The organism is Bacillus altitudinis 41KF2b (assembly GCF_000691145.1).
Lineage (GTDB): Bacteria > Bacillota > Bacilli > Bacillales > Bacillaceae > Bacillus > Bacillus altitudinis.
The window spans coordinates 661,191-684,249 of the sequence record NZ_ASJC01000001.1 but is presented as its reverse complement, the minus strand read 5'-3'; the positions used below and the strand labels follow the sequence as shown (position 1 = coordinate 684,249).

Annotated in this window: 25 protein-coding genes and 1 pseudogene; 5 read left to right on the top strand and 21 right to left on the bottom strand. The window is 37.7% G+C overall.

Going from position 1 to position 23,059, the window contains the following annotated elements:
• Positions 1-180 precede the first annotated feature (180 nt).
• Entirely contained in the window at positions 181-1,293 is a 1,113-nt protein-coding gene (locus BA79_RS03475; RefSeq protein WP_008343950.1) for a response regulator aspartate phosphatase, read from the bottom strand.
• Between the two features lie 532 nt (positions 1,294-1,825).
• On the opposite strand from BA79_RS03475, the gene BA79_RS03470 reads away from it, so the two are divergent.
• The gene (locus tag BA79_RS03470) at positions 1,826-2,197 is read left to right on the top strand and encodes an iron chaperone (RefSeq protein WP_035700892.1); all 372 of its coding nucleotides are present in this window, start codon (positions 1,826-1,828) and stop codon (positions 2,195-2,197) included.
• Positions 2,198-2,254: 57 nt separating this feature from the next.
• Here the strand turns inward: BA79_RS03470 and BA79_RS03465 are convergent, their stop codons facing one another.
• The gene (locus tag BA79_RS03465; protein WP_035700890.1) at positions 2,255-2,836 is read right to left on the bottom strand and encodes an undecaprenyl-diphosphatase; all 582 of its coding nucleotides are present in this window, start codon (positions 2,834-2,836) and stop codon (positions 2,255-2,257) included.
• 140 nt (positions 2,837-2,976) lie between these two features.
• Complete coding sequence (locus BA79_RS03460) at positions 2,977-3,519, bottom strand: GNAT family N-acetyltransferase (protein ID WP_035700887.1); 543 nt, start codon at positions 3,517-3,519, stop codon at positions 2,977-2,979.
• Positions 3,520-3,684: 165 nt separating this feature from the next.
• Here BA79_RS03460 and BA79_RS03455 point away from each other — a divergent pair, with 165 nt between their 5' ends.
• Positions 3,685-4,146 carry a macro domain-containing protein gene (locus BA79_RS03455; protein ID WP_035700884.1) on the top strand — a complete coding sequence of 154 codons (462 nt, stop codon included), beginning with the start codon at positions 3,685-3,687 and terminating at the stop codon, positions 4,144-4,146.
• 69 nt (positions 4,147-4,215) lie between these two features.
• Here the strand turns inward: BA79_RS03455 and BA79_RS03450 are convergent, their stop codons facing one another.
• The 8 genes from BA79_RS03450 to BA79_RS03415 form a co-directional block, all read right to left on the bottom strand.
• Positions 4,216-4,704, bottom strand: coding sequence for an immunity protein YezG family protein (locus BA79_RS03450; RefSeq protein ID WP_035700881.1), 489 nt, complete (start codon positions 4,702-4,704; stop codon positions 4,216-4,218).
• Between the two features lie 5 nt (positions 4,705-4,709).
• Positions 4,710-6,635: a T7SS effector LXG polymorphic toxin gene (locus tag BA79_RS03445; protein WP_035700879.1), complete on the bottom strand. Its 1,926-nt coding sequence runs from the start codon at positions 6,633-6,635 to the stop codon at positions 4,710-4,712.
• Between the two features lie 180 nt (positions 6,636-6,815).
• Entirely contained in the window at positions 6,816-7,694 is an 879-nt protein-coding gene (locus BA79_RS03440) for a hypothetical protein (protein ID WP_035700877.1), read from the bottom strand.
• A 565-nt stretch (positions 7,695-8,259) separates the two neighbouring features.
• Positions 8,260-8,595, bottom strand: a complete 336-nt coding sequence (locus tag BA79_RS03435) for a hypothetical protein (protein WP_025207374.1) — start codon at positions 8,593-8,595, stop codon at positions 8,260-8,262.
• 128 nt (positions 8,596-8,723) lie between these two features.
• Positions 8,724-8,912, bottom strand: a complete 189-nt coding sequence (locus BA79_RS03430) for a hypothetical protein (RefSeq protein ID WP_025207373.1) — start codon at positions 8,910-8,912, stop codon at positions 8,724-8,726.
• A 521-nt stretch (positions 8,913-9,433) separates the two neighbouring features.
• Positions 9,434-9,568 (bottom strand): hypothetical protein, encoded by a 135-nt coding sequence (locus BA79_RS19790; protein ID WP_255201816.1) that lies wholly within the window; start codon positions 9,566-9,568, stop codon positions 9,434-9,436.
• 2 nt (positions 9,569-9,570) lie between these two features.
• Positions 9,571-10,662 (bottom strand): Rap family tetratricopeptide repeat protein, encoded by a 1,092-nt coding sequence (locus tag BA79_RS03420; RefSeq protein WP_035700873.1) that lies wholly within the window; start codon positions 10,660-10,662, stop codon positions 9,571-9,573.
• A gap of 511 nt (positions 10,663-11,173) precedes the next feature.
• Entirely contained in the window at positions 11,174-12,013 is an 840-nt protein-coding gene (locus BA79_RS03415; RefSeq protein ID WP_035700871.1) for an SMI1/KNR4 family protein, read from the bottom strand.
• 191 nt (positions 12,014-12,204) lie between these two features.
• Here BA79_RS03415 and BA79_RS03410 point away from each other — a divergent pair, with 191 nt between their 5' ends.
• Both BA79_RS03410 and BA79_RS03405 read left to right on the top strand, forming a co-directional pair.
• Entirely contained in the window at positions 12,205-12,624 is a 420-nt protein-coding gene (locus BA79_RS03410) for a hypothetical protein (protein WP_024720408.1), read from the top strand.
• 34 nt (positions 12,625-12,658) lie between these two features.
• A complete protein-coding gene (locus BA79_RS03405; RefSeq protein WP_035700867.1) occupies positions 12,659-12,919 on the top strand; it encodes a YesK family protein in 261 nt (86 codons plus the stop codon).
• A 161-nt stretch (positions 12,920-13,080) separates the two neighbouring features.
• Here BA79_RS03405 and BA79_RS03400 read toward each other — a convergent pair.
• The 9 genes and pseudogenes from BA79_RS03400 to spoVK all read right to left on the bottom strand — a co-directional run.
• Positions 13,081-13,509, bottom strand: a pseudogene (locus tag BA79_RS03400) (T7SS effector LXG polymorphic toxin); the annotation flags it as partial.
• 373 nt (positions 13,510-13,882) lie between these two features.
• A complete protein-coding gene (locus BA79_RS19675) occupies positions 13,883-14,545 on the bottom strand; it encodes a DUF3986 family protein (RefSeq protein WP_224559748.1) in 663 nt (220 codons plus the stop codon).
• A gap of 199 nt (positions 14,546-14,744) precedes the next feature.
• Positions 14,745-14,900 carry a hypothetical protein gene (locus BA79_RS19785; RefSeq protein ID WP_263490855.1) on the bottom strand — a complete coding sequence of 52 codons (156 nt, stop codon included), beginning with the start codon at positions 14,898-14,900 and terminating at the stop codon, positions 14,745-14,747.
• 13 nt (positions 14,901-14,913) lie between these two features.
• Positions 14,914-15,303 carry a S8 family serine peptidase gene (locus BA79_RS03380; RefSeq protein WP_035700856.1) on the bottom strand — a complete coding sequence of 130 codons (390 nt, stop codon included), beginning with the start codon at positions 15,301-15,303 and terminating at the stop codon, positions 14,914-14,916.
• A gap of 435 nt (positions 15,304-15,738) precedes the next feature.
• On the bottom strand, positions 15,739-17,073 hold the full coding sequence (gene glnA / locus BA79_RS03375; protein ID WP_007499421.1) for a type I glutamate--ammonia ligase: 1,335 nt from the start codon (positions 17,071-17,073) through the stop codon (positions 15,739-15,741).
• Positions 17,074-17,133: 60 nt separating this feature from the next.
• On the bottom strand, positions 17,134-17,544 hold the full coding sequence (locus BA79_RS03370) for a MerR family transcriptional regulator (protein WP_007499423.1): 411 nt from the start codon (positions 17,542-17,544) through the stop codon (positions 17,134-17,136).
• Between the two features lie 91 nt (positions 17,545-17,635).
• Complete coding sequence (locus BA79_RS03365; protein WP_035700853.1) at positions 17,636-18,916, bottom strand: methionine gamma-lyase family protein; 1,281 nt, start codon at positions 18,914-18,916, stop codon at positions 17,636-17,638.
• An 18-nt stretch (positions 18,917-18,934) separates the two neighbouring features.
• The gene (gene hflX / locus BA79_RS03360) at positions 18,935-20,197 is read right to left on the bottom strand and encodes a GTPase HflX (RefSeq protein WP_017367291.1); all 1,263 of its coding nucleotides are present in this window, start codon (positions 20,195-20,197) and stop codon (positions 18,935-18,937) included.
• Between the two features lie 120 nt (positions 20,198-20,317).
• Complete coding sequence (gene spoVK, locus BA79_RS03355) at positions 20,318-21,277, bottom strand: stage V sporulation protein K (RefSeq protein ID WP_008344008.1); 960 nt, start codon at positions 21,275-21,277, stop codon at positions 20,318-20,320.
• A gap of 320 nt (positions 21,278-21,597) precedes the next feature.
• On the opposite strand from spoVK, the gene BA79_RS03350 reads away from it, so the two are divergent.
• Positions 21,598-22,356, top strand: coding sequence for an N-acetylmuramoyl-L-alanine amidase (locus BA79_RS03350; RefSeq protein WP_035700849.1), 759 nt, complete (start codon positions 21,598-21,600; stop codon positions 22,354-22,356).
• A 55-nt stretch (positions 22,357-22,411) separates the two neighbouring features.
• Here the strand turns inward: BA79_RS03350 and BA79_RS03345 are convergent, their stop codons facing one another.
• Entirely contained in the window at positions 22,412-23,029 is a 618-nt protein-coding gene (locus BA79_RS03345) for a hypothetical protein (RefSeq protein ID WP_035700846.1), read from the bottom strand.
• Positions 23,030-23,059 lie beyond the last annotated feature (30 nt).

Here is a 23,059-nt window from a genome sequence, read left to right as displayed (position 1 = left end):
TATTTTCACCCATATAAAAAACCCTTGCTGATGATCATCAACAAGGGCGAGATATGATTGGGTGATTAACCACCAATGATTTTTTCTGCTACTTCGAAAGAACCCGCTACATTTTCAGTTAAAACAGCCGCAGCGACCGCTAAACCCACAACGAATAATACTTTTAATCCTGTTTTCATCTTATATCAACCCCATTCTTTTCATATGTAAATCCGCTTCTAAACTTTTATTCAAGTAAAAAACAGACTGCTCATAAAGTGCTTGCTTTTCACAATACTTTGCAGCAAAGTGAGAAAGCTCTTTCACTTCATGATATTCATTCTTTTCTTCTAACTTTCTTAATTTCTCATTAATTTGCTGAAATCTTTGTGGCACATTCGTTAAGTAAAGATCATGTACGATGCCTATTTTGAGCTGAAACACTTCATGAGAAGCATCTTTTATTCGTGCATATGCAGCCTCTATATACTGGCTTGCGCGCTGCTTTTCACCAATCACACAGAGTTCCCGGCTGATCAGATACGTAGAATGGAAAAAGAAATCTGAATCATAATACTCTTGATGAGACAATGCTTTTTCAAGATGGCTGATGGATTCTTTCGGTTTATTCCAAAATGAATATAAAATGGCCACATTATGATGGTGCTGAGCCAGCATAAAATCATCCTGTTCGCTCGTCAACACCTCTTCCGCCAAACGATAATTCTCAAGCGCTTCTTCGTACCTGCCAATCTCTGTAAGGTTGGCTGCAATAAGAGAATATGAAAGTGCAGTTCTTCTTTCATATTGCTTGTGACGTTTATAGACGTGTAGAGCCCTGCGAATATAACTTAATGAAAGCATAATATGACTCAGGCGATAGTAAAGCCACGCGACCTTAAAATCGAAATCAGCGCGTTCAATTTCACTCGGAATTTTATCTAAGAGCTTTTCCGCACTTTGATACATCTGTAATGCAACCTCATAATTCCCCTGATGCTGTTCATACACACCCTCATAAAAATCAAAATAATAAGCAAGGCGATTAGACAAATCATCATCTTTTTTCCCATAATGGCCTTCTATACTTTTCGTTGAAACATTGCCTTTTTGCCCTCTTAAATTGTACATCAGAATATGATGCCTTTTCTCTAGAAGAGAATAATACATGAGGATGTCAGCATCATCAATTTCCTCTACTGCCTGTTTCGCTTTAGCAAATAGCCGTTCTGCCTCATCTGCATGATCTTTTTTGATTTCCATGTTCCAGTCATTTAATAGTGATGCCAATTCCGCCACAGGAACTTTGCTCATTCTACACCCCCAATCACCTTCAGCTACACCACATGATTTCACTAAATATGGAACTTCTATTAGCAATTGCTAATTAGTCCATTTGACATCATTTTAATATGAATCACTTGAATCTTCAATAACCGATTCCTTCGTTATTGCGTTTCTTTCTCCTAGTCAATGATGCATACACTAAAAATTCCGTCTTTTTTTATCAAAAGACACCGTTGATTGGTTTTATTCCATTGCCTATTTTGTGCGATGGCCCTGAATCATGAGCACTGCTTTTCATTTTTCAAGTTTCTCTATATAATATGAACAAGAACTTCCGTGCCTCAGTAGCTCTAGAAGGGAAGAGCGCCGTAAAACAATTGTAGCTAGCGGGTCGCAAGGCAAGGGTTTCAGAAGCACCGAAAAGCAAATGAGCTGAGACAGGTGAAACTCCTGTCGGTGAAATTCCGTAGGGAAGCGTGTTGCCCCCTAGCCTATGCTTACGAAAGGAGTGCGGGTTCGAATCCCGTCTGAGGCTTGATGAATATGGAGGATGAAAACAATGCAGGTTTTTGAAGAATATGTAAGCAATATCGGTCATCCAGAGCTGAAACAGCGCACACAAGACATCTTACAATGGATTTCAGACACATTCCCTCAATTAGAGCCAAGAATTGCTTGGAATCAGCCCATGTTCACAGATCATGGCACATTTATTATCGGATTTAGCGTCGCAAAACACCACATTTCTGTTGCGCCAGAAGGAAAAGGGATTGATCACTTTTCAACAGATATTGTACAAGCTGGTTATGACCATGGAAAAAAGATGTTTCGGATGAAGGAAAGCTTACCGATTGACTACCCTCTCCTAAAAAAAATCATCGAATTTAACATTGAAGACAAAGCAGATTGTTCCACATTTTGGCGAAAATAATAAACACCCCGATCTGTTTTCATAACAGATTGGGGTGTTTTTTCGTGGACTTACATTTTATTTGGTTCTCTCTCCTGTCCATTTCTGCTCCACCCATTCATAGCACGACAGAAGTACATTAACGCCCTTTTGGAATAGCGGCAAATAAACAACCGTTACTGCCGTTAAACAAGCGATCACAGCACCTGCCAACACATCAAATGGATAATGAACACCTACCCAAATCCTTGAAAATCCTACAGCGCAGGCAATGAAAAGCCAATAAATATGACGCTTGTGGAAAAGCCAAAAGACCATACAAATGGAAAAAATAAAAATGGTGTGATCACTCGGAAAAGAGTTGTTCACTTCCTTTTCGATTAAAAGGTTGACTTGATTCAATTCTGCAAAGGGCTGCTGATTGGAATAAAAGAGCCCAGCGACTTTCCCTAGCATCTCTGCCAAGATAAAGGTCAACCCAGCAGATATCATCATGCATCTGTTTTTTCTGCTTCGGTTTTGAAACCACATGATCAAAAACATGATTGCAATGAACATCACTGAATATTCAGCCAATCCAATAAGAACTGGATTTAAGACATCGTGATTCATACTAAGCTGATTAATCGACCGAAAAACCCGTTCATTAAACTCCTGCATCTCATTTCATTCCTTTTGCTTCGTTTAGGAAAAGGATAAATGAAAAAAGAAGACCGTGACATCGATCGAGCGAACAAAACAAAGGGATCATCTCACATTTTTGTCACTTCGTTGTCATCCCAATACCAAGAAACCATGCACTATTTAGAATGATACTGCTCCCATTCTTTTTTCAGCAAAGCATATTGATAGGTATTTTCATATTTAGGTGTGCCATCTTCATTTGTAGTAAATGAAACAAACTCAAGAAAGAGGCCTTCCTTCCTCATGCCTAAACGCTCACATAATGTTTGAGATCGATCATTGTCATCCTCTACATATGCATATAAGCGTCTTGCTCCTTGATTGACAAATAGATACGACAAGAGAGCTTCTGCACTTTCACGGGCATATCCCTTCCCTTCATATGACGCATGAAAATTCCAGCCAATCGAATACGTGTCCGGCTCATCTTTTAAATGAAACAGTTCACCGATAATCAACTGACTTTCTTTTAAACAAACCGCCATATAAGAGTGATCTGCTTTTCTTTTTTGCACCTTAGCGACCGCTTCTTCTAATGTAAAAATTTGATCATCCAGAAAACAATTCACTCTTGGTTGAGACAAGTATGCAAGCATTCCGGGTGCATCTTCATCACGAAATGGTCTAAGAATTAAACGATTTGTTTCTATTTTATCCATAAGACTCTCCTTACTACTTTTTCTTTATCTTTCACTATTTTAGATGTCATGGACTTTTTTTGCCAATTTGGTCGTATGAACGTATCCATTTTTTTAAACATAATGTCATCAAAACTGATATAATAGAACATAAGTTTGCATTTTATTGAAAAGGGATGACTTAAAATGATTAAAACGGTAGAAGGCAATATCTTAGACGCAGAAGAAGACATCATCTGTCACCAAGTGAATTGTAAGGGTGTCATGGGAGCAGGATTAGCAAAGCAAATCAAAAGCAAATACCCAAATGTGTATAAAGACTATAAACGGTTATGTGCAGAACAAGGAGATGATTTATTAAGCTCCGTCCAGTTCATCACAACGAGCGACGGAAAAACCATTGCCAACTTATTCGCCCAAGTTGGATACGGAAGAAAAACAAAACAAACAGATGACGACGCATTACGCAGCTGCTTTGAACATCTAAAACAGACAGTGACAAATCCAAATGAAAAGAACCCCCTTCATTCTATCGCCATTCCTTATGGGATCGGCTGCGGCTTGGCAGGCGGCGATTGGACGATTGTTCGAGAGATGATAGAAGAGGTCCTTGGTGAGTGTGAAGTTACGGTTTATCGGTTTAAATAAGTAGAGCGATAAATTCTTATGAAACAAGTATTACAAAAACCCTCCTTCATTTATTTGGAGGGTCATTTGCTATTTTCTATTTTCTTCTTTATTTTTCAAATAATTTAGCACAGCTTCTTTATCTTCCTCATCTTCAGGTAGAAATCCGAACGTTTCGTATTCCCAAACGGCTATTCTTTGATCACCATCAATACCTAATGAGAAAATATCTTCATACCCATATTCAATCGAGAATTTACCTGAATGCTCCATCTCAAGCGTGAGATTAGTCCATGAACCATAATTATTTTTTTCATAAAATGTTTTTAACTGTCTAAATAATCGTGTTAACTCAACTAAAAAATCCATATATATTGATCTACTGATATTAAATAATTTAGGTATATTGTGCCCGTAAATAAACTCCTTATCACCCTTTTTTCTAAAGTAAAAAGTTATTTCTGCTTCGTGTTTGACCACTTCCGTATACATTCGTATTTTTTCCCATTCAACTGGAATGTTATCATGAATAAGTTCAGCTATTTTTTGATAGATAGAATCTATTGTTATGTTTTCCATATTATTCACCCTCCGATTTTATTTTCAATAATTAGATACTTTTCTTTTCCTTCTATGCTATAAAACACACCAAACTCAGAGGGTCTAATTGAATCATTTAAATATTTCGGCTCAATTATAACTTCTACACGCTTTGGTGGATCAGATGCTAATGCTTTTCTCCATTTTTGTTCCATCTCATACCATTTCCCGCCACTACGATTAATCTGCGAATTCATCGGCACCAGATTATCAATATCACCAGAACCTTTAAAAATAGACGCTATCAGATGACCACCATCATCATCCAGCAATCGATCCGGCTTTCCTGAATTGGATTGAGCATATTGGTTTCTTTTGACCTCTCCATATTTTAAATCACTTGCTTCGACTTTGACAATGCGACCATAGTGATCTGTTGTGTAGGTGTAACCTTGCTTTGTTGAATAAACGACATTCGGTTTTAATACCTTCTTGCGTTTCCATCTCACATAATGATCTCCGTAACTGACAACGGTCGGTGGTGATTTTGGTGCCGGTAATCTTCTGCCTGTCTGAGAGATACCGTATCCTGAGTTGTTGTCTAGACGCTTTGCCATGGAGAGAAGTTTATTTTTGAGATTTTCTCCGTCAAACACGTTATACGGCAGCTTCGGTCCACCAGCCATTTGAAACTTTGGTGAGTATGGCAATAGATTCGGAATAGAGACTCTATCTATTGATTTTGCCCCTTGTTCAAGGCCTTTCTTCACTGTTGTTTTGGCAGCTGTTGTCCCTGTTTTTGTGATGGCTCCTGCCCCTTTAGAACCAAAGACAATTTCTGCAAGAGAACCAGTCGCATAGGCGAACCAGTGTGACCGTGAATACGCGTCACCATTTATGACTTCTTTTTGGAATGAGTCTGAAATCGACTTTCCAATCGCTTTCGACGTTTCAATTGGATGAGAAACAGCCGTTACGACTGATTCCACAGCCCCACCAGGATCAGTGACAAGATCATAGATTCCGGTCACTGTATCTTTTGCCACATCATATAGACCCACTGCAGCACCTTTTACACTATCAATGAACACCTCCGATGCTTCTTCCTGTGCTTTGATTTGGAGAAGCTGACTGTAATACATTTTTTGATCATATGTGAGATTCTCATAACCGATCTCATCTACAATCTCAAAGTATTTCGCTTCTGATAGACACGAAGGATCATTGAGCTTTTCTTTCAATTCTCTGATTCTTCGTTTTTCTTGTTCTTCTTTTTTCACCTTTAAATAGGCTTTCACTTGAGCATCAATCTGATCATGGTTCTTGTACACATCTGTCTCATGAAATGCTTTTGCATCATAATACATTGGCTGAGCATTCTTTCCTTTTCCAGTAGCAGCCATCATCTTTGCATAAAAAGTGTTGAGGTGGTTCTCAACCGCTTCTGACTTTGCGTATTCCGTTTTTAAATCATTGTCTATTTGATGTAAAACTTCAATGGTCACTTTTCTTTTTTTGTTCGCATCGTCTAAATGTTCATTGACCTCTTTACTTGAAAAAGTATGTAATTCAATTAAATCACTAATATCATCAAAAATAGTGGAAAGTGCCTCTTTTTGTTCTTTGACCATATCTTTATTGTTCTGAATCCCTTGTTTCAATTGAGTGTCTAAAAAGTGCTCATCAATAAAAGTACTCCCGCCTAATGATTCATCATCAAGCTTTCCTTTCACCCCATCTAAAAAAGCTTTCTGCATATCGATAAAATCAAGATATGTGTCTGTGTACAGCGCAAGATCCTCATAAAAAGATTTGATATTGTCTGCACCTTTTCCAGTAAATTCATCACCTAAGCCCGACACACTTTTTAATGCTTTTTTCACAAGTTTCATTTCTTCTTGAAGCTCATGATAGGCCTTTGATCTCTGTTCTACAGCTGATAGTAAAGATGGAGCATCTAATATTTTCATATAAAAAAGACTCCTTTTATGGCATATTCTTTTACTAGAATACCATAAGGAGCTTGACACTTTAATCCACTTTATCGTTTTTTAACCAATTTTGAAGGATTTGAACATACTTATTTATGAGATCCTGTTATTAATAGGAATTAAAGCAATCCTAATAAAGAGAAGGGCTTCACTCTTCTCTTATCTATCTCCATATACAAAGCTATATTCTGTAACTAAATCATCTCCCCAACTATCGCTAAAACTTATTGAAGCTGGGCCAACACTAATGGAAATACCATTTATTGTTGCATAAGTGTGATGATATTTTGTGATAATATTTGCAGGATCTCCTTTTTTAGACGTTGGAACGAGTACATCTCTATCCATCGTTATAAATTGAGTATCTCCATAGCCAGGTGAAAGAATAACTCCATGACCATAATTTTTGTATGAGTCTGTATCAGCTGATAGTTGTTTATCTTCTGTTACATGTGTGAGGCCACCTTTACCGTCAGCAACGGCCTTTTGTTGCTGCCAATACCCCTCAAAAGTACCTGATAATGGGACTGCAGATGTATCCCAAGCTACTGCAAACGCATCTTTTTTATGGTTAACAGGCTTTTTAAACCATTCGGCATAAGAATGATATTGATATTTATAATTAGTTCCAGATGTACCTTTATAAAAAACTTGTTGAGAAATAAGCAGTTTGCTATTTGTTGCCGGATCGGTTGGCGGTAAAGATGATAAGGTATGTATTTTATCAGATTCTCCTAAATCACCATTATCTTTCAACCCTACATCTTCGTATGAAATACTTTTTCCTGTGAGCTTTTTATACTTCTTTATGTCCTCTAATTTTGTTTTTGCAATCCGCTTTTCATTCTCAGAATTATATTCAATTCGTTCTCCATCTAGTGAATTATAATATGTAGTAGACTTGACAACTTCAAGTTTGACTGAATGTTCTTGGCTTGTATTATCTTTAGTTTCCTTACTTTTTGCACTTGAAATACCCCCAAACATTGTCAATGAGAATACGAAAGCTAGTAAAATGAGTATGAACCTGATTTTCATCCCAAACACCTCCGCCCACACACTACCATATAAAGAAAAAATCGTAAATATCTCAAGTATGGTTTTTATTATTATAAGAAAATACAAAGATTAGAATTAACCAAAAAGACAATACTTCAAACAGTCCACTGTTGTATATTTTTGAAAAAGGTAAAATCAAAGTAAAATAAGTTAAAATGATGGCTCCTAACAACATATATAATGTGCGTTTCATTTACATCCCCCCAACAATTTTTTCTCAACGATATCATATTTTTTAAGACCTTTCAAAAATGATTTAGCAAAGTTGCTCTTATAGTCTACACTTCGGTAGGCAGTACTCACATAGATTACTTTCACGTTCAAACTCCATCACAACTTCATCAAATTATGATAGCAATCATTAAGACACTTATTAATTTTTTGCATCTCAAATCACTTGGGGTTGTAATGCCACCCTGTAATATTCTGTTTACCATTTATTTATTTTCACACCTACATAACTTTCTCCACCCCTTACTCCAAGTAGACACAAAGCTAAAAAAGGTGAAACTATACTCCACTAAATAATAAAAGAAAAACCCTATTATAAGGGTTTTTCTTTTTTGGAATCGTACTCTTTAATAATATTAATTGGATCAATCGCATCATCATCTTGTGTATATTCCTCTACATAAGGAGTAATTAATTTCTCAAACTGCTTTTCATCATCCACTAGAGCAATACAAGTTTCATACCCTTCAAAATCAGATGGGTATAAATTTGCAACAGCACTACCGTTTTTTAAAGCCTGATCTATCGCATTTTTTAATTCCAATAGACCCTTCCTGTTTCCTAAAATCAATGCTTCTCTGTGATGAGTTTCTTGAGCATATATATTACACATCTCTAAAACATCATCATCATCTACTTGAATAGACATATAAAAGCACCTCCGAAGTTAAATTTAGTTCATTATAAAATTCTTAATGTCAACATGCCAAAGAGCCATGACCTCATACGTCTGATCCAAAAAGTGATTGCGACCAACGGAAACAAAAATAGCTCAAACTACTTAACTGTACTTTGCTCCTTTTTATATTTCATTACTTTTATAATTCTATAAACTATTACAGCAACATAGCACACAACTAAGGTAATCAGATATTCAAAAGGAAAATCTCTTTGTACACCTTGATAAAGAAAAATTGCCAAAAGGACTGTAAACAAAACTATTTGAAAAACTTCTTTTTTTATCATCCAAATCCTCCGATATACTTTCACTTACGTTTTATACTTTTAATTACGTTATGTTACCGTGAAATTATAAAACAATCAGTCTTAACATTCTACAGTCAGTTCCATATTTAGGAGTTAAGTAATAAAATTGAAAGTATGTACTATATTTGTTTTTACCTCAAAATTCTTTTCTTCTCTTTCTTCATAAAAACATCCTGAAATTCTTCATACATTTTTTCGGATTTTCAGAATCCCATGCTTTATACAGCTCTCGCATAAATATATACAGTGAAATTGGGTAATAGCCAGCGTTCCTCTAACGGACACTAAAAGTTTCCTCTTCAAAAAGCTTAATACATTCATTTGTTTTTTAGTATCTCTATACGCTGCCATCAAAGCAAATGGAGCATCTAATATTTTCATATAAAAAAGACTCCTTTATGGCATATTCTTTTATACCATAAGGAGCTTGACGCTTTAATCCACTTTATCGTTTTTTAAACAATTATACTTCGCAGTGATGAATTAAAACCCTATCCCTTTTATGATCCTGCACCTCTTGAGGAAAGTAACACTATCTCATCTTTAACATCTGACTGAGTTTGTTGTACAACAGGCATTCCAAGAATTGTACCTAATAGCAAAGCAGTAGTAATCATCATCATTACTTTTTTCATGATCATATGACCTCCTTTCCTATAAGCGTACAAGATTTTAAAGCCAATTCCAAGAAATAGTTACTTTCTTCATAAAGATTTAACTTCTTATAAATGGAGGCAACATCAGGAGCTAAAGCCTCTATATCAACATATGCTTTTCTTTCTTCCAAAAGTCCTAGTTCTTTCTTAATATCCTCAGAGCTTTCCTGTGGTGTTGTATAACATTTCTCAAGGATATTGAATTTCAAAATAAAGTTTGTGTTCTGCTGTTCTTTAGAAAAGGCTTTCCCCTCAGCAACCCAACTTATTGCCTGATCCAACTGATTTGATTTATAGCTTGATCTTGCAAATTCATACGCACATTGTAAGTATGAAACGGGAGCTGACTGTTTTAGATCATCTGCGGAAATTGCTTTGTTGAAATATTCAATTGCTTCTATATGGTGGTCATCCTGAATTTTTAGAAATCCTAGATCATAATAAGCTAACGCTAACAATCTCTTATCATTCTTTTCAATTAGTCTCTCAACACAATCCAAAAGCATTTTTTCAGCTTTGTCTAGTCTACCATCATCAATCAAATTCAGTGCCAACAACATATTACAGTTTATGGTCTGTATGCTGTAGCCTTCATGACCCTTGTAGATGTCCTTTGCTGTTTGTAGATGATGGTGAGAAAGGAGCGTGACCTTATTGAAATAGTAGAGTGTACCAATTTTATAATGGAATTCGGCCTTTTCAATTTCATCATGTACCTTGTCCAGTTGTCTCTCAGCTACTCTGAATAGGACTAGAGCTTCTGAATAGTTATTCTTTGCACTCTCATACATACCTTTAAAAAGATAAAAGTAAAACCTTAGCATGTCATCTGTTTTGACTCTTTCACTTTCTGTTATGGTTGGTTGCCCAACTAAATCTTCCATAAGCACCTTAAACCTGTAATCAAGAATATTGAAATAGAGTAAAACATCTTGATTTTCTTCCATTTCGCCTAACATATCTTGAATCTCATCCCTCAACTCTACTGCTTGTGAAACTTCTCTCTTTTTAATATGTAAATACCATTTGTTGAGAGTGTTTGCTACATCTACAGAAGCAATCAAATTCGACATTCCATTACCCCCTTGCTATCATTTCCTTTGTATAATTTTAACATGACATTTACAACATATGTAAAGACAAGGTGCTTATTTTAAAAGTTTTCGGTATCCCGCAAAATACAATAATGTTTATTTATAAAAGGTATGTTTTGTGTAGAACGCATTAAAATAGGAATGACATGGCAGTGAATAGTTAAACATAGGTATACTGTAACACAAGAAGTAACAAATGTTTTCTAGCGTAAGTTTATTACATAGAAGAAGCGTTTCCTCTTCAAAACATGAAGAATTGCTTAGAAGTGATATTGAGGCATATACTGATCGCGTTCCCACAAGTGTACTATATTGTCTTTATATGTCTTCGTGGATCATCAACCTTGATTTATTGGATTTTTAAGCACTGAATTACTGATTAATAAAAACAGATGTAATATAGAGAGCAACTCTAGACAGAATGCTCTCTTTTGCATTTTTTCCTAAAATGATCTTCCATCAGTATGGACAGCCTATGCCAGATCAAAGCTTAATAAAGGAAACTTGTTTTCATAGCAATATGTTCTCCGAGATTCACTAATAGTGGTTCATCATTTTTTTCTAGAAATTTAGCTATTTGCTGTAAAATCTCATTAATTTTATCGTTGATTGGCATATTTGGATTCAATAAGAGAGCGTTGTTAACCGTAGAAGCTACTTCATAAAGATCATCTTCATCTTTTGTTTTTTCAATGTGATATTGCATCTTTTTAAAAAACCATTCAATTTCGTTCAAATCAACCATCGGGTAATATTGAATTTTATAAAGATTCTCTTCATCAAGGACGTCCAATTCAAATATGGCTTCAAGTTCTTCTTTACTTAAATGAACTTCAGAAAGTTCATATTCACCCTCTGCTGCTTCCTCATCAACACTGTACTCAACTGTATAAAGCCCCTCAATGAATTCATCAAAGGAATCTGCTAACTTAAAGTCTTCTTCCATCTCAACATCATAATAATGAATTGCAGGATTCTCTTTCGTTTTTCGATAATCCATCGTTACCCAAGTGTGACCATCCCCAAAAATCAAAACAAGCCCTTCTGGCAGCTCCCACTCTTTTATTAAATAGGCACTATCCATAATTCCTTCATCTTCAGCAATTCCCAGCAGGTGATTAAATTGAATATGATCCTCAGCCCATGAATTAGAGTGAGTGGTTGGAAAAGCATTATGAATGGTATTACCACCATTCTGCTCTAATATGAGCTTTTTATATGTATCTGGCAAAGTGACACCAAGTTTCTTTTCAGCTTTAGCTATTTCTGCTTCGTTGATCTTTTTTAACGTATAGTAACCTTCCTCGTCTATTTCCCAAAATGATTTCAAGATGAATGCCTCCTAGTAAAATATGCACATAAGTATACCATCTTGCTGAGTATATTTAACAATTTAGGCAAAATAAAAGAAGAACCTTAGTTACTTAGTCATTCACGTTGTCTATTTTTGTCGAAACGATAGTAAAAAGAAGGTACTTCATGTAAAATTTCCTTTGCACCTAAAAATCAGGAGGATCCAATATGAAGAAATTATCTATATTCATTTTTATTTGTTTAATGATGCTAACAGCTTGCAGTAGCGCAGCATCAAATGAAAAACAGCTCACGACAGCCAATATTATTGAAGCTTTTAAAAGTGCTGGCCTTGAAGCAGAAAAACCATCTGATCTTAAACAAAAAGAGTTTGGAAATATAAGAGAAGAAGGAAAAAGAATTCTCGTTCCTTCCTTAGGTGAAAATGCTGGCGGAAGGATTTTTAAATTTGGAAATGAAACTGATTTACAGCAGGCGAAATCCTATTATGATGAGTTAGGCAATGCTGGATCTATGTTCTTCTCTCACACCTATTCAAAAGGAAACTTTTTATTACAAATGAACGGTGAAATGAAAGATGCTGAATTTGAAAAGTATAAGAAAGTAATGGATGAGGAAATAAAATAATTTCATATATTTTTAGAAGAAGGAAGGTCAATAAATGTCATCATTTTGGCTGCTAACAGTTATCCTTACGATCGTTATACTTGTTGTTTCTGTTATCTTTAAAAGAAAGAATGCACCTTTACAGTATGGAATACCATCAATTCTCATCTTCATCAGTATGATCTTATTATTAATCAGTTTTTTCGTAGGAAAGTGGGAAGGTTTAGGACTGGGTGCAATCAGTATATCTTTACTGATTGCATCTGTGATCACCTTAATTATAAATGCCATCTTGAGTTATTTTAGGAGTAAATAACATAGAGCAACTTCCAATTCAGAAGTTGCGTACTTTTTAATCTTCAGGGTACTCAAAGATAACGGACATGCTTTTAAAAGTGCTTCGACCCTTTCAATAATTGGAGGAAATGCTTAAGTGTTACCCTCTTCCCACCTTCCTTACGCTGCGGAATAAGGCTTGGTTTTGCTATCGAATACCTCCAGTGAAATGAGGTCATCGATATCTTCAAAAATCGTTTTAAGAGCATTTTTTTGATCCTTCACAATGCTTTTGGCGTTTTTGATGCCCATATGTACAGCGTTGTCTAAAAAGTGTTCTTCTACGAAGGTGTCCCCGCCATAGCTCGTATCATCAAGCGTACCAGAAACACCTTCATGGAACGCTTTTTGCTTATCAATAAAGCTGATAAACATGTCTACATTACCCGCTAGTTCTTTATAAAAGCTTTTAATGTTAACCGCACCTTTTCCAGTGAAATCATCACCGAGGTTTGCCACGCCTTGTAGTGCCTTTTTTAAATCAATCATTTGTTCGCGGAGTTCCTGATAATGTTTCGCCCTTGCGTCCATGGCACTGATTAGTGCTTTAGCATCAAGTATCTTCCCCAGAAGAAGTCACTCCCTTCTATCCATTAACAAGGTCAATTTTACCAACGTGATGGCTGTCATTAAATAGGAGTAAAGATACAAAAAACACAACATAAAAGTGGACACCCATTGTGTGGCACTTAAAGCGCCCAATGATCAGCGTCCGCAGGTTCTTCTTTCTGGACAAAATATTCATGTTCGCTTTTTCTCGGCAATGAAAATAAAAAAAGTGCCCATAAACATGGACACTTTGGTTCTATTATTCCCAAAACGCATCGCCTTCAGAATCAATATACTTCTAGAAAAGTTTTAAAGTCTACATAACAGTCTTTAAACAGATAAAGATATCTTCTTCTATATCATTTTATTTATTGTAACGTATCACACAAAAACGCTATGCTTTTATTAAACCATTTTCTTTTAGAAATTGTTCGAACAATGCATCACCTTTATCCTCAATATCTTCATCATCAATATTATACTCTCCAACCAACAAAACAAAATCATCATATTTTTCATATTTTTGTTCAAGTTTTATACCATAGCTTTCTTGATAAAAAAACAATAACCATTTCCCTGAATCTAAACTTTTTAAAAACACTCCTTCATAATCTAAATCATTTTCATAATAGCCTACATGCAAATGCATTGTATCGTCTAAGTTAAGCAACGTTGATCTCCCCTTTAGAAAATAACATGATGATCTTCTAGATTTGGTGGAACATGATAATGCAGAACAGCAGGTCTTCCATGTTTTATAGGTGCATAATCTAGTCTGAATAGTGGTTTTTTTGCTACGTACCTGTATAATGCACCCTCCTGATCCAGGGCCATCAATAATACGATTTTGAGGCGCCTTTAATGCTTTCTGCACATATGGTCTAGCTACTTTCCATCCTTTTTGCATTCCCTTTTTTCCAACTTGAGAAATTAATAATCTTAAAGCAGCAGCCACCACCGGTATCCACTGACCAGTTACACTGTCTTCTTTCAATTCAGCATTCTGACTCTGTAACGCTAAAGTTTCTTCTATTTCAATAAATACTGGATCATTCAAAAGAAAGTCAAATTCTTTATTAAAGTTTGAAACATCTATACTGGTATCCTCGTATCTTGTTCAATCAATTGATCACTAACCACAAGTTCACTATTCAGTGAAGTTACGCTCTAAGAATATGCTGGAGTCACCGCGAAAAACATAGAATAAAAGACAGTACTACTAAAATAAGCTTATTCTTCATATAAACCCTAGTTTCTCAAAAAAATTTAACTGTATCCATAACTGAATACCCATTTATTTTATCTGAATTTTTGATTTTTTCCCATGATTTTTTAGAGATTGTGGATTTATTATAAGAAGAATATTCTTCAAAAAAGAGAGCAGCAAGACCTGCCATGTAGGCAGCCGCCATTGAAGTACCACTACTATATAAAAAAGAACCATCTTTTGAATAACTTTTTATATAATGCCCCGGAAGTAACACATTTAAGGCCATTACCTACAGTTGTCCCTTTCCATATATCACCGTTCATATTTAATGCTCCTACAGCGATAACACCTTCAAATTTAGCAGGGTAGAGTATATCACTCTTTTCTTGTAACCCATAATTCCCAACCGATGATATTACAACAATAAGTGCCTCATCCAAATTTTCAGCCCAAGACTTTGGAACAACCAAAGTATTACCACTAAGGAACCTTACTAAAATATCATCCTCGGCTACTTTAAGTACATAACCTGCTTTATTAAGTTGTTCTCTTTTTCCTTTCTTAGATGCTTTAATCCAGTCTCCTTCTAAGAATTTGTTTTTCATCTGATAATCCTCCACCTTTTCCTGATCCGACTAAGCAGTTCATATAGATGAACACGATGTCCATCCTCTAAGCGATAAAGTAGGAACCACCGTTTTGATCGTTTGCGTGCCATCTTAGGCAGCCCCGTCTTCCTCTTCTTTTTAATCATTCTCGTCAGAATCGTCTTGCACACTTTGAGGGCAATCTAATCATTAGTAGCTGCTTCTCATCTTTCTGCATAGGTACAGCTTCGTTGGCTTGGACCTCATACTAGAAAAAATAGACACAGATTCAATGAATAATTATGAAGAGTATATCTCCAAGATAATGGAGTGGTTTTTTATCACTTTTTTGTGGGTGAATGGTGGGTGGTGCCTGCTTCATTTTAAAATATAAGAAACACTCATAAAAACAAAAATCCCCCTGAAGCCAATGGCTCCAAGAGGATTTCTTTATTAATACTGAGACATATACTGATCGCGTTCCCATGGGTGTACTTGGGTGCGGAACATATCCCATTCGATTTCTTTTGATTCGATGAAGTGCTCGAATAAGTGATCGCCTAGTGCGTTGATCATGACTTCGTTTGACTTGAGCAGCTCAAGTGCTTCTGCAAGTGTTGCAGGTAAGTCAGCGATGCCGTTTTCAAGGCGCTCTTCTTTGTCCATGACATAGATGTTTCTGTCGATTGGCGCTGGTGCGTCTAGTTTGTTTTTGATTCCGTCTAGACCTGCTGCAAGTAATACACTTAGTGCAAGGTATGGGTTTGCAGATGGGTCTACACTGCGTACTTCTACACGTGTGCTAATGCCGCGTGATGCTGGAATACGAATCAATGGGCTGCGGTTTTGTGCACTCCATGCTACGTAGCAAGGTGCTTCATAGCCAGGAACAAGACGTTTGTAAGAGTTCACCGTCGGGTTTGTGACCGCTGTGAAGCTTGTTGCGTGCTTCACGATACCTGCGATAAAGTGTCTAGCTGTCTCGCTTAATTGTAAATCTGCTTTTTCATCAAAGAATGCGTTTTTGCCATTTTTGAATAATGATAGGTTACAGTGCATACCAGATCCGTTTACACCGAACAATGGTTTTGGCATGAATGTCGCATGAAGTCCGTGCTTTCTCGCAATTGTTTTAACAACGAGTTTGAACGTTTGAATGTCATCACAAGAGCGGATAGCGCCTGCATATTTGAAGTCAATTTCATGCTGTCCAGGTGCTACTTCGTGGTGAGACGCTTCAATTTCAAAGCCCATTTCTTCAAGCTCAAGCACGATGTCACGGCGGCAGTTTTCGCCTAGATCTGTTGGTGCAAGGTCAAAGTATCCACCTTTATCGTTTAGTTCGAGCGTTGGCTCGCCTTTTTCGTCTAATTTAAATAAGAAGAATTCTGGCTCAGGTCCAAGGTTGAAATCACTAAATCCTAGTTCTTCCATTTCCTTCAAGATACGCTTTAAGTTGTTACGAGGGTCTCCATCAAATGGTGTTCCGTCTGGCTTATAAATGTCACAAATAAAGCGTGCAACTTTACCTTTTTCTGCTGTCCAAGGGAAAATAACAAACGTGTTTAGATCTGGATATAGGTACATATCTGATTCTTCGATACGTACAAACCCTTCAATAGATGAACCATCAAACATACATTTGTTATCGAGAGCTTTTTCTAACTGGCTCACAGGAATCTCAACATTTTTAATTGTTCCGAGAATGTCTGTAAATTGCAGACGGATGTACTTTACGTTTTCCTCATTTACTAATTTTACGATATCTTCTCTTGTGTACTTTGCCATTTCGTAAAACTCCTCCCCTACAAAAGGTAAAATGTGTATAGCAATGCTTTTGCTAATTGGTTAACGGAAGAACCTTGACATATCCCCCTGCCTAAAGGTCGTTCCTTGTTGGAAACGTCCAGCCTGAATGAGTTCCTTCTTCAGTAGCTTCCTGAGTTCATCATCTGTCAAGTTGTGCTTCGCTGTGGTTTTCTCCTCTGTCTTTGTTTCAGACGATGGATTTTCTGCCTCAGCTTTGGCAAAAAGTTTTTTGATGCCTGCCATGTTTACACCTTGTTCGATGAGGTTTTTGATTTCTAGTAATTTATCAACATCATGGAAAGAAAACAATCGGCGATTCCCATCACTTCTAGCTGGAAATACTAAACCATTTTCCTCATAATAGCGAATTTGTCTTGCAGATAATTCTGTTAGCTGCATGACAATCCCAATTGGGAATAAAGGCATTGAGCGGCGAATGTTATCACTCATCTCAACTGTCTCCTCCTCTTTGCTTAAATTTATTATATGTCATGTTATATTATGTGTCAACGAAATGTTAGGAATATTAACATGGATTTTTTTATCGAGCAGGCACTTCAATAAAACCTTGCTCTAGTAAGGCATCTACAGCACTGCAAATGGCATTTTTCACATGGGCATACGTGAGACCGCCCTGAACATAGGCTGTGTAAGGCGGTCTAATCGGACCATCAGCTGATAATTCAATGCTGGCTCCTTGGACAAATGTGCCCGCTGCCATAATCACATCGTCCTCGTATCCCGGCATATAGCTTGCATGCGGTGTGACATGACTGTTAATCGGTGATGCATATTGAATCGCCTGACAAAATGCAATCATTTTTTTAGGGTCTCCAAATTCTACAGATTGAATCAAGTCGGTTCTTTTCGCATTCCACGCCGGGTTTGTTTGGAACCCGAGTTTTTCAAGAAAACGCGCTGTAAACACGGCGCCTTTTAAACTTTGTGCAACAACATGCGGTGCTAAGAAAAATCCTTGATACATTTCCTGAAGCGCATACAGCGATGCACCCGCTTCACTGCCGATGCCTGGAGATGTCATTCGATAAGAGCAAGCCTCTACCCATTTTTCTTTTCCGACGATGTAACCGCCCGTTTTGGCAAGGCCGCCGCCTGGGTTTTTAATGAGAGAACCTGCCATAAGGTCTGCGCCCACATGACACGGCTCTTGTAATTCAGTAAATTCACCATAGCAGTTGTCAACAAACACAATGATGTCCTCATTGATGTCTTTCACAAATGAAATCATTTGTTCAATTTCTTCTATTGTAAAGGATGGTCTTGACGCATAGCCTTTAGAACGCTGAATCCCGATGACTTTTGTTTTTGGGGAAATAGATTCTTTGACTTTGTCGAAATCGACAGATCCATCTTGACGCAAATCAATGGCTTTGTAATCGATCTGAAAATCTTTTAATGAGCCTGTCCCTTCTTTGCCGCGAATCCCGACAATCTCTTCTAGGGTATCGTAAGGTTTCCCCGTCATGTAGATCAATTCATCACCAGGTCTTAGCACACCGAATAAGGCGATGGAAATGGCATGTGTTCCAGAAATGATCTGCGGGCGTACAAGACCGCTTTCCCCTCCAAATACATCCGCATAGATCTTTTCTAACGTGTCTCTTCCCATATCATCGTAGCCATAACCAGTTGTCGGGTTAAAATGAGAGTCGCTGACTTTATGTTTCCGGTAGCTTTCAAGAACCCGCCACTCATTTTGTTCGCTCTTTCGATCAATTTGCTGATGTATTTGTGAAATGTCTTGTTCTGCTTCTGCTGCTTTTTTTTCTAAAATGGTGCCATGTTTTAAAGTGTGAAACATCGTGATTTAATTCCTTTCCTACAACATATACTTCTTGATTTGTCCTAATATGGTTTGCTCCTCACCACTAAATCCAGTGATGTCATAAAGCTCTGCTTCCTTTTGGAATTCCAGTGATTCCACCAAGGTTTCTGACTTTAAGGCAGATATGAGTTTTCCTTCATATGCCGGAATTCTTACATGATATGGCTTTAAAAAATCTTTTTTCAGTTCAGCCATGATATCCGCTTTTAACCGCTTCACATCTTCCTCGCGCCTAGCACTGATTAAAATGTGGCGCTGCTTTGAGGAAGGGATAAAATCCGGCCTGATTTGGTCTTTTTTGTTATAGACTGTCAGCATCGGAATACGATCAGCTTCTAATTCTTCTAAAAGCTTATGAACCGTTCGTTCATGCCCTTCATAATCCTCATTCGAAGAATCGATCACATGAAGCAAATAGTCTGCTTCTTTTACTTCTTCAAGAGTGGAACGAAATGCTGCAATCAGTGTGGTTGGAAGGTCTTGAATAAAACCAACTGTATCGGAAATCAGTACACTGTAGCCAGATTCAAGTGTCATTTTACGCGTCATTGGGTCAAGTGTAGCAAACAGCAAATCTTCTTCATGGCTATCCGCTTCTGTTAACTGGTTAAACAATGTTGATTTCCCGGCATTTGTGTACCCGACAATAGCGATTTGGAATACGCCATTTTTTTTCCGTCGTTCCCGGTATCTCGTGCGGTGTTCTTTGACTGCAGACAGTTGTCCGTGAATTTCGTGTATGCGGTTTCGAATATGACGTCTGTCTGTTTCAAGTTTTGTTTCACCTGGACCTCTTGCGCCAATTCCGCCGCCTTGTCTTGAAAGGCTGATCCCTTGTCCACTTAGCCTCGGCAAGGCATACTGAAGCTGGGCAAGCTCTATTTGCAGCTTCCCCTCTCTTGTACGGGCTCTTTTGGCAAAGATGTCTAGAATCAATTGCGTACGGTCAATGATTTTCACATCTAAGGCAGTCGCCAAAGCTTTTAACTGGCTAGGCGAAAGCTCGTCGTTAAAAATAATAACGTCACAGTCTAACTCTTCGCAAAGCACTTCAAGCTCTTCCACTTTCCCTTTCCCGATGTAAGTCGCGCTGTCTTGTCTATTTCTTTTTTGCGTCATGATGCTGACAGCTTCACCGCCAGCTGTTTTGGTTAAGGAAGCTAATTCTTCCATAGAATATTGAAAGCGTTCATCCGTTATATGCGGCAGTTGACAGCCGACAAGGATCGCTTTTTCGATCATTTCATGTTCATTCAACGTCAGTTGTTTCCTTTCTGTACTTAAGTTTCAGTAGTACCATCATACCAAACACACCACACGTATACCACCATTCGGAAGGTTTAATTTCTTGTCTCTTTACAAAAAGGATACGCCATTTCAAGAAGGCGTATCCTCTTTCATTTGCAGATCATGGCTTTTAATCGTAAGTAAGTCTTTTTTATCATAATGATCCACAAGAAGCAGCCTCATAGCCTGAGTTCGAATCGCTTTTTCAATGGTGTTTCGCACAAAACGGCCGTTGCTGAATTTGGCAGGACTCGTGGTGCTCTTGATGTGCATTAAATAGTCTCGCAGTTTCCATTCTGCCTCTTGGGTAAAGACATATTCCCGATCGGCCATCATTCGTTTTGCAATATCCATCAGCTGATCGACCGTATAATCAGGGAAGTTGATATTGATCGGAAATCTCGATTGTAGACCAGGATTTAGAGAAAGAAAATGATCCATTTCCTTGGAGTATCCAGCTAAGATGAGGATGAATTCATGCTGCTTATCCTCCATATGTTTTACAAGGGTATCAATGGCTTCTTTCCCAAAATCTTTCTCTCCTCCGCGGGCAAGAGAATAGGCTTCATCGATGAACAAAATGCCGCCTAGTGATTTTTTAATCAAATCTCTTGTTTTTTGAGCTGTATGTCCAATGTACTCTCCAACCAGATCTCCTCGTTCCGCTTCAATTAAGTGCCCCTTTGAAAGAACATTCATTTCAAAGAAAAGCTTCCCGACAAGCCGTGCAACCGTTGTTTTCCCTGTGCCAGGATTTCCTTTAAACATCATATGAAGCGCTTGCTTTCCTACCTTTAATCCTTGTTCTTGTCTTTTTTGATTCACAAAAATCCAAGCATAAATTTCTTTTATGTTTCGTTTCATTTCATCCATCCCGACAAGGCTGTTCATTTCTCGTTCTATTTCTCGTAAGATGCTGTGTTTGGCCTCATTTTTTTGCAAGGCCTCTAGGTATTCTGCCTCTGAATCTGCATCAACCAATACTTGCTTCTGTCCATTAAGTATAATGTTGATTTGGCCGTTATTTTTATATGTGACAGCTCGCTCCAACGTATTCACCTCTCGCTCTTCTCTCTTTAATCTATTCAGGTGGAGCTGTAATCGTGACAATCGCCCGCACTAGCATCGGTTTACTGTCAAAATGACCCGAGATACCGGTTATTGTAGGGGATTGTGCGGTTTCCCAGGAAATGATGTGCTATTTCCATTGTATTCATCCATTTCGGGCGGACAAACCAACAATTTGTTTTTTCTAAGAAAAATGGCGCTTTTTCATCACAAATTGTGCAGAAAAGAGTCTCGAGGATTTCCGCATTTTGTACAGGCAATTTTTCTATTTCCTCATAAAATAAAGACGAGGTGATGAATAGATGGTGAAAATTTTTATTGATCCTGGCCACGGAGGAACAGATTCTGGAGCTGCTGCTAATGGACTTTTGGAGAAAAATATCACACTGCAAATTGCGCTTTTTCTGAGAGATATGTTGATTAGTGAATATGATGGGGTTTCCGTCCGCTTAAGTCGTTCAATTGACCAATCCGTCACGTTATCCCAGCGTACGAATGCGGCAAACAGCTGGGGAGCTGACTATTTCGTGTCTATTCATATTAATGCTGGCGGAGGCACAGGTTTTGAAAGTTATGTGTACCCTGGCGTTTCAGCACCAACCACCACGTATCGCAATGCCCTTCATGATGAGATTGTCCGCTCCGTTGATTTTGCCGACCGCGGCAAGAAAACGGCGAACTTCCACGTTCTGCGGGAAACTTCTATGTCTGCCATTTTAACTGAAAACGGTTTCATTGATACGGTAGCTGATGCAAATAAGCTCCGTAACACTACTTTCCTTCAAGGGATCGCTCGTGCTCATGCCACTGGATTAGAAAAAGCCCTTCAATTGAAAAAAAAAGCAAGTAACCTATATAAAGTGCAAGCAGGGGCTTTCAAGGTCAAAGCCAATGCGGATGAACTAGCAGCTACACTCAGATCCAAAGGATTTGAAGCGCTGGTCGTACTGGATAGCGGCATGTACCGAGTCCAAGCTGGCGCTTTCCGTTCAAAGCAAAATGCAGATGACCTCGTCGCTCGATTAAAGCAGGCCGGTCACGACGCATTCGTTTTTCAATAATCTAAAAAACAAACCGGCTCAAGTCATCTTTAGAGCCGGTTTGTTGTCTATCCAATTATGCTAAAATGTTCACGACAAATTGAGACCATGTTTCAAGACGATCGAAGTACTCAGGCTTTTTCAAATCTGTTACTTTCATCCATTTCCCTGAGATTTGATCTGTTTCTTTTACTTCTACATGAGCACCTGGCGATAATTCAAGGGCTGATAACAGTCCGATGTGCACACGGCCGACACTGTTGTCATCATCATTAATGAGCCCATGGGTTTTCATCTCAAGTTTGTCTTCTTCTTGAATCGAAAGTTCCTCGTCCAGTTCACGATCGGTATTTTCTTTTAGAATCTCAGCAAATTTTTTTCCTTCAATGAAATTCATATGACCGCCAAAGCCAAGAGATAACTTATGATGTAAGCGAGTCTCTCCCCCACCTTGAAGTCTTTCATATACATACACTTCGTCCTCACGCTTAATGACAACATATGGAATTGGCTGCTTAAAGTCAGGATTTTCTTCAGCATCGCCTCTTCGCATTTGCTCGAAGTGCTCTTCAATTTCTTTCATAATGGTGTTGATTGTTTTCTCTTCACTATTCACACCATTAAACGCAAGTGTTTCGTTTTGGAACACGCGTGCGCGAGGTGCAACTAAAATGATTTCGTCCATTTTTCCCATGTTCGGTAACCTCCAGTATGTAACACATTG